Below are 6,286 nucleotides of genomic sequence, written 5' to 3'. Positions count from 1 at the left end.
CCGGCTTCGGCTACGGCACGCTGCCCGGGCACCCGGCGCGCGGCGAGGAGGCCTTCCTGGTCACCCGCGACGACGCCGGCGCGGTCTGGTTCGAGGTGACCGCGTTCAGCCGGCCGGACCGCTGGTTCATGCGCGCCGCCGGGCCCGCCGGCCGCGTCGTCCAGCACGGGTACGCGCACTGGCTCGGCCGTACCCTGCGCCGCCTCTGCGCCCGGCGCTGACGCCGCCCGCCACGCCTGGGCGGCTGCCCGCCCGAGGCCGGCGAGGCAGCGACGGGATCAGAAGCGGGCGAAGGAGCGGATCGGCGCGCGCGGCCCGAACTTCGGCGCCTGGATCCCGGCGGCCTCCAGCAACCCGCAGACCCGCCCCCGGTGCCCCCGGAACGGCTCCAGCAGGGCCAGCATCCGGGCGTCGTCGCCGCGCGCCTCACCGGCCAGCGCCCAGGCGACCGTGTTCGGCACGTGGTAGTCGCCGACGCTGACCGCGTCCGGGTCGCCGTACGCGATCCGAACCACCTCGGCGGCGGTCCACGGGCCGATGCCCGCGATCGCGGTCAGCCGCCGGGTCGCCTCGGTGCTGTCCGCGCAGCGTTCCAGCCGGTCGGCGACGGCGGCGGCCCGGCGCAGCGTGTCGGCGCGGCGCTGCTCCACCCCGAACGGGTGGAAGACCCAGTACGGCGCGGCGGCCACCACCTCCGGCCCGGGCGGCAGCAGCAGCGGCTGCATCGGCCCCGGCGCCGGCTCGCCGAAGTGCCGGACGGTCGCCGCGTACGCCCGGTACGCCTCCTTGCCGGTCACCTTCTGCTCGAAGATCGCCCGCAGCAGCCGGGGGAAGACCTGGCCGGTGGCCGGCATCCGCCGCCCCCGGTGCGCGGCGGCCAGCCGGGCCACCAGCGGGTGCGCGGCGGCCAGCTCGGCGAACCCGGTGAGGTCGTCGCGCAGCCCGGCGATCGCGTCGGCGCGCTCGACCACCCAGTCGGCCCCGGGGCCGTACCCCTCGGCCAGCAGCTCCCCACCGCCGGAGCGCAGCGCGAGGGTGGCCGGCCGGCCGGGGTGCGGGTGGCGTACCAGAAGGTGCCGGCGGCGATCCGCGCGCACGGGTCGTACGGGCTGAAGGTGAGCGACCGGACGGAGGCGGCCAGCCGGTAGTCGGCGGGCGGGCGCAGCGCCCGGCGCGCGGCGGGCTCGGTCCAGGTCACCCGGACACTCTGCCACGTGCCGCCCCGGTGACGGACGACACCGCCGACGCCCTGCGCGTCGACGGTGTCTCCGTCCCGGGGCGGACCGGCCGCGTACGGCCGTGGGTACGGGTTGGGGTGACCTCGGCGGCGCGTCTGCTGGCGTCGGGCGCGCCACCGCCCTCGTCCGTCCCGGGGATCAGTGGGGGAGGGTCCGGCGAACGGCGCGTGGCGCCGGCCCCGGCGGACCGGCGCCACGACCCTCCGGACGCGCGACGCTGCCGGTGCGCCGGCGTCGGTGTACCTGTGACGATGGCCGGCCGCGCCCTCCCCGGCAGCGACCGGCCACCGTGTCCCGGGTGGTGCTGGGTGATCAGTACGTGTAGCCGGAGCTGCCCGCGTCCGAGCCGGCCGCCGGCGGGGCGACCGCCTTCGGGGTGCCGGTCGGCAGGCAGGTCAGGTTCTTCTTGCCGTTCGGGTCGACCACGAACCAGGTGCCGCCCACGCCCTGGCCCTTCCACTGGCCCGGCTTCTTGTCACCGATGTAGCGGTAGACCGGCCAGCCGCCGATGGTGATCTGCCGGGTGCCGTCCTGCCGGGTGACGGTGCCGACCTTGTCGTCGGAGACGCCCTCCAGCTGCGGGTTGCCGTCGGTCAGCGCGGGCGGCCACACCTGGGCACACTTGTCCACGCAGTTCGACGACGGCGGATCGTCGGAATCCTTGTCGAAGCGGTAGAGGATCCAGCCGTCCTGGTCGGTGACCACGTTGCCCATCCGGGCGACCTTCTTGCCGACCAGCTCGTCGGTCAGGCGCACGTCGGCGGGGGGCGGCGCCTGCTCGGCGGCGGGCGCTTCGGCGGAGGCGGAGGCCTCCGGTTCGACCGCCGCGGTGGGCTCGGCCGCGGCGACGGCGACCGGCTCGGCAGCGCTGGAGTTCGCCCCGTCGTAACCCGCGGGAGCGCAGGCCGTAAGTGCGACCATCGCGCTCGCGACGATGACGGTTCGCTTCATCTGTGCCACGTGCCCTCCTCATTCTTGGCAGTTCACCGAGTAGTACGGAGGGTCCACTGTCAAGGTTGAACGATTGACAGTGAGCAATTTCACTCAAGCCCGTTGAACCGTTCCGGGTCCGCGTACGTGTGCAGGCACGTCGGCGTCGCCCGGGCAAAGCCGAAACGGCGCCGGCCCACGCGGGCCGGCGCCGATCGGGAGTTCGCCGGTCAGGGAACGACGGTCACCAGCGGGCTGGCCACCCCGTTCGCGTCGACCGACTGCACCTGTACCTTGGCGATCTCGCTGGCCGGCGCCGAGGTCGACGCCTCCAGCTGGAGGTCCTGCGGGTTGGTGTTGGTGCCGTAGCCGGTGACCGGCACCGACCAGGTGGAGACCACCTCGGTGGTGGCGTTCTTGCGGACCACCACCAGCCGGCAGGTGCGCGGACCGGGCAGCCGGGTCAGGTTGAACCCGATCCAGGTGCCGTACTCCTTGCGGGCCAGCCACAGGGTGGCCTTCACCCCGGTGCTGCCGTCGGTGGCGTCGTGCTGCTCACCCTCGATCTCGTTGCCGCCGACGGCCGGCCCGGAGCGGGTCGGCTCCGGGCTCGCCGGCCCGTCCACCGTCGCGGTCACCGTCGGCTCGGCGATCACCTGGTCACTGCCGCCGTTGCCGTCGAGAACGGCCACCCCCAGGCCGCTCAGCGCGCCGACCGCCACCACCGCGGCGGCGGTGGCGAAGACCCGCCGGAACTGGGCGCGACGCCGGTGGGTGCGGACCGCGACGAGGGTACGGTCCAGCAGGGCCGGGTCGTGGCGGTGTGCTCCATCGCCATCATCGTCTCGCCGTCGATGTCGGAGAGCAGCCCCACCACCGGGACCATCGTCTCCAGCTCCGCGGCGCAGGCCCAGCACGTGGCGAGGTGCTCCTCGAACCGTTCGGTGTCCTGCTCGTCCAGCACGCCGAGCGCGTACGCGGCAACGTCCATGTGGTCTGCCCGGCTCATTCCGTCACCCCCCTCTCCTGCAGAGCCGTGCGCAGCGCGCGCAGCGCGTAGTAGACCCGCGACTTGGCGGTGCCGAGCGGAAGGCCCAGTTCCTCGGCCGCCTCCGGCACCGTGCGGCCCCGGAAGTACGTGGCCACCAGGATCTCCCGGTGCGACTGACTCAGCGTACGCAGCGCGTCGGCCACGGTCATGGTGCGCAGCACCCGGTCGGTGCTGTCCGCCTCGGCGAACGCGGTCAGGTCCCGGTCGTACGTCTCCGCCGGTCGGGCCTGCTCACTGCGGTGCTCGTCGATGGCGATCCTCCGGGCCACGGTCACCAGCCAGGGCCGCAGCGAGCCCTGGCCCTGCACGCCGAGGCGGTGCGCGTTGCGCCAGGCCCGCAGCAGGGTCTCCTGCACGATGTCCTCGGCGCGCTGCCGGTCACCGCCGGTCAGCCGCATCACGAACATCAGCAGCGGCCCGGCGTGCTCGGCGTAGAGCAGCCGGACGAGCTGGTCGGAATGACTGGCCTCGGGGGACGCCGCCTGGTGGCGTCCGGGCGCCGGTCGCGGCGTCACCGGGCCATTCTGGCGATCGGTGGGGCCGGCGTCGACCCCCCGGCCCGACCTCGAGGCACGGGACTGGGGCTGGGCCCGGGCGAACATCCACCCTGGCCTGGCCATCTCGCCGTGCAAGCCGGCCGCGACCGCGTGCATGCAGACCTCCTGGTGCCCAATGACATCAGCCGGCCCACGGGGAGGGCCGCCCCGTGATACGTGCGGGTCGGCCCAGCGGATCAACGACGTACCGAAAAAATTCCCGGCGGCGGCGGGGTGGAGTCGGTCGCGTCGGCGTCGCGCACCACCGGCGCGCCCCCGGCGAACCGGTCGAGTTCGGCGCCGGCCACCACCCGCCCGGGGAACCAGTCACCCGCGGCGCGTCGGGTCAGCTCCGGCACCGGCGGCTCGACCCGGCCCGCGACCAGCACCAGGTTGCCGTAGCGGCGCCCGCGCAGCACCGCCGCGTCGCCCGACCAGGCAGGCCCGGGGCAGCACCGTGCGGACCGTGGCCACCTGGGCCCGGGCGTGCCGCAGGGGCGGACCGTCGGCGAGATTGGCCAGGTACCAGCCGGACGGGGCCAGCACCCGGGCCACCTCGGCCGCGTACTCGACCGAGGTGAGGTGCGCCGGGGTGCGCGCGCCGGCGAAGACGTCGGCGACCACCACGTCGTACGCGGCGTCCCGGGTGGACGCCAGGGTCGCGCGGGCGTCGGCGACCCGCACCTTCAGCCGGGGATCGGCCGGCCAGGGCAGCGCCCGCCGCACCAGGTCGACCAGCGCGCCGTCCACCTCGGACACCCGCTGGGTGGAGCCGGGACGGGTGGCCTGCACGTAGCGGGGCAGGGTCAGCGCGCCGCCGCCCAGGTGCAGCACCCGCAGCGGCGTGCCGGCCGGGGCGAGCAGGTCGAGCGCCGCGCCGATCCGGCGGACGTACTCGAACTCCAGGTGGGTCGGGTCGGCCAGATCCACGTGCGACTGCGGGGCGCCGTCGAGCAGCAGGGTCCACGAGCGGGGCCGATCCGGGTCCGGCACCAGCTCGGCCTCGCCGGTGTCGACCGGCGCGACGACCCGGTCGTCGCCACGGCGGCGACCCATCAGCGGCCCGCCGCGCCGGCCCGGGTGGCCATGGTCAGCGCCCGGTGCAGCAGCCGGGCGTCGCCGAGCAGCCCGCGCAGCCGCCGCTCCAGTCCGGCGATCGGCACCAGGTTCTGCGGGGCCCGCGGGTCCTTGTACGGCGAGGAGGCGAACCGGGGCAGCGTCACCAGCGACAGGTCGGCCAGCGCGATCGCCTCCTCCGGCGGCAGCTCCGCCGAGCACTCCATCCGCACGATGCCGGCCCAGGGCGCGCCGAGCGCCACCGGCAGCCGCAGGTACCAGGACCAGCCGCCCCAGGCGGTGCCGAGGCGGAACACCGGGGACCGCTCACCCGGCGCGAGCCCGGTGACCACCGCGGTGAGCCGGGCGTCGAGGTACTGGCTGTGCTGCGTCTTGATGTAGCCCAGGGTGCGCGGCAGCTGCCGCCGGCTGCGCAGCGGCCCGTCCACCACCAGCAGGTCGCCGTCCACCCGGGCGGCGTCGGAGACCGCCACCTCCAGCGCGGTCAGCGGCGCCTGCACCGCCGCGGGGAGCTTGCTCAGCTCGCCCGTGCCGCCCACCCGGTGCACCGGGTAGCGGACCCGCCCGCAGACCACCTCCTGCGCCGACGGGCTGGCGGTGAACAGCCCCCGCCCGACCTGCGCGCCGCCAGCTCGGCCGCGCCCCGCTCCAGGTCGCAGCGGACCACCCCGCCGCGTACGAGGCGGCGATGCCGGGGAACGAGGCGCCGTCGTCCTCGGCCGTCCAGACGCTGGCGTCGATCCGGCGTACCCCGTCGACGAGCAGCACCACGTCCGGCGCGCGCAGGCCCGCACGGGGGCCGATCGCCCGCCAGTCCACGGCCGGCAGCTCCACGTCCGCCTCGACCTGGGCGCTGCTCGGCGCCGCCGGCCCACCCACCGACGCCTCGAAGGAGGCCCCGTACGACGGGTCCCAGGCGTCGACGAAGAGCCGCGGTCCGGTCACGCCGCACCCCTCGCGGTCACAGGCCGGTCCGTTCGACGCGGGCCGTGCGGGCGTCCTTGCGGACCTCGTAGCGCACCGGGATCCGCTCGGCCAGCGCCGGCACGTGGGTCACCACGCCGACCATCCGGTCGCCCCGGGCGGCCAGGCTCTCCAGGGTGGCGGCCACGGTGTCCAGGGTCGCCGCGTCGAGGGTGCCGAAGCCCTCGTCCAGCACGATCGACTCCAGGCTGGCCGCGGTGGTGGACATCCCGGCGAGCTGCTCGGACAGCGCCAGCGCCAGGGCCAGCGACGCCTGGAACGTCTCCCCGCCGGAGAGGGTGCGCACGCCCCGGCGCAGCCCCGCGTCGTGATGGTCGACCACGGCGAACTCGCCCTTGTCGTGGACCAGGTCGTACTGGCCGTTGGAGAGGTCGCGCAGGATCCGGGAGGCGCCGTCGACCAGCAGGTCGAGCGCCTCGGCGAGCAGCCACCGCTCGAAGTTGTTGGCCCGCAGGTGACCGGCGAGCGCC

At 75.5% G+C, this 6,286-nt stretch carries 6 protein-coding genes and 3 pseudogenes; 1 reads left to right on the top strand and 8 read right to left on the bottom strand.

Features of this window, described 5'->3' with window-relative positions; translation table 11 throughout:
• On the top strand, positions 1-221 hold a 221-nt coding region (locus JNW89_RS24245; RefSeq protein ID WP_238450631.1), incomplete at its 5' end, for a DUF1990 family protein.
• A gap of 57 nt (positions 222-278) precedes the next feature.
• Here JNW89_RS24245 and JNW89_RS24240 read toward each other — a convergent pair.
• From JNW89_RS24240 to JNW89_RS24205, 8 genes and pseudogenes are all read right to left on the bottom strand, one after another.
• A pseudogene (locus tag JNW89_RS24240) lies at positions 279-1,198 on the bottom strand (DNA-3-methyladenine glycosylase family protein).
• Between the two features lie 352 nt (positions 1,199-1,550).
• A complete protein-coding gene (locus JNW89_RS24235) occupies positions 1,551-2,198 on the bottom strand; it encodes a hypothetical protein (protein WP_238450630.1) in 648 nt (215 codons plus the stop codon).
• Between the two features lie 200 nt (positions 2,199-2,398).
• Positions 2,399-2,893 (bottom strand): hypothetical protein, encoded by a 495-nt coding sequence (locus JNW89_RS24230; RefSeq protein ID WP_238450629.1) that lies wholly within the window; start codon positions 2,891-2,893, stop codon positions 2,399-2,401.
• Positions 2,872-3,177 (bottom strand): zf-HC2 domain-containing protein, encoded by a 306-nt coding sequence (locus tag JNW89_RS24225; RefSeq protein ID WP_238450628.1) that lies wholly within the window; start codon positions 3,175-3,177, stop codon positions 2,872-2,874. Before JNW89_RS24225 ends, JNW89_RS24230 begins: the two co-directional genes overlap by 22 nt.
• On the bottom strand, positions 3,174-3,872 hold the full coding sequence (locus JNW89_RS24220; RefSeq protein ID WP_088963279.1) for a sigma-70 family RNA polymerase sigma factor: 699 nt from the start codon (positions 3,870-3,872) through the stop codon (positions 3,174-3,176). Before JNW89_RS24220 ends, JNW89_RS24225 begins: the two co-directional genes overlap by 4 nt.
• A gap of 80 nt (positions 3,873-3,952) precedes the next feature.
• Positions 3,953-4,811 (bottom strand): annotated as a pseudogene (locus tag JNW89_RS24215) (spermidine synthase).
• Positions 4,811-5,777, bottom strand: a pseudogene (locus tag JNW89_RS24210) (hypothetical protein). Before JNW89_RS24210 ends, JNW89_RS24215 begins: the two co-directional pseudogenes overlap by 1 nt.
• A gap of 16 nt (positions 5,778-5,793) precedes the next feature.
• The coding region (locus JNW89_RS24205; RefSeq protein ID WP_305070536.1) for an SbcC/MukB-like Walker B domain-containing protein at positions 5,794-6,286 on the bottom strand (493 nt) is incomplete at its 5' end.

The organism is Micromonospora sp. 4G55 (assembly GCF_016803375.1).
This window is presented reverse-complemented; position numbering and strand designations above follow the sequence as displayed.

Excerpts from the sequence above, each read along its gene's own strand:
- JNW89_RS24225 (WP_238450628.1), bottom strand. The coding sequence starts at position 3,177 with ATGAGCCGGGCAGACCACATGGACGTTGCCGCGTACGCGCTCGGCGTG.
- JNW89_RS24220 (WP_088963279.1), bottom strand. The coding sequence starts at position 3,872 with ATGCACGCGGTCGCGGCCGGCTTGCACGGCGAGATGGCCAGGCCAGGG.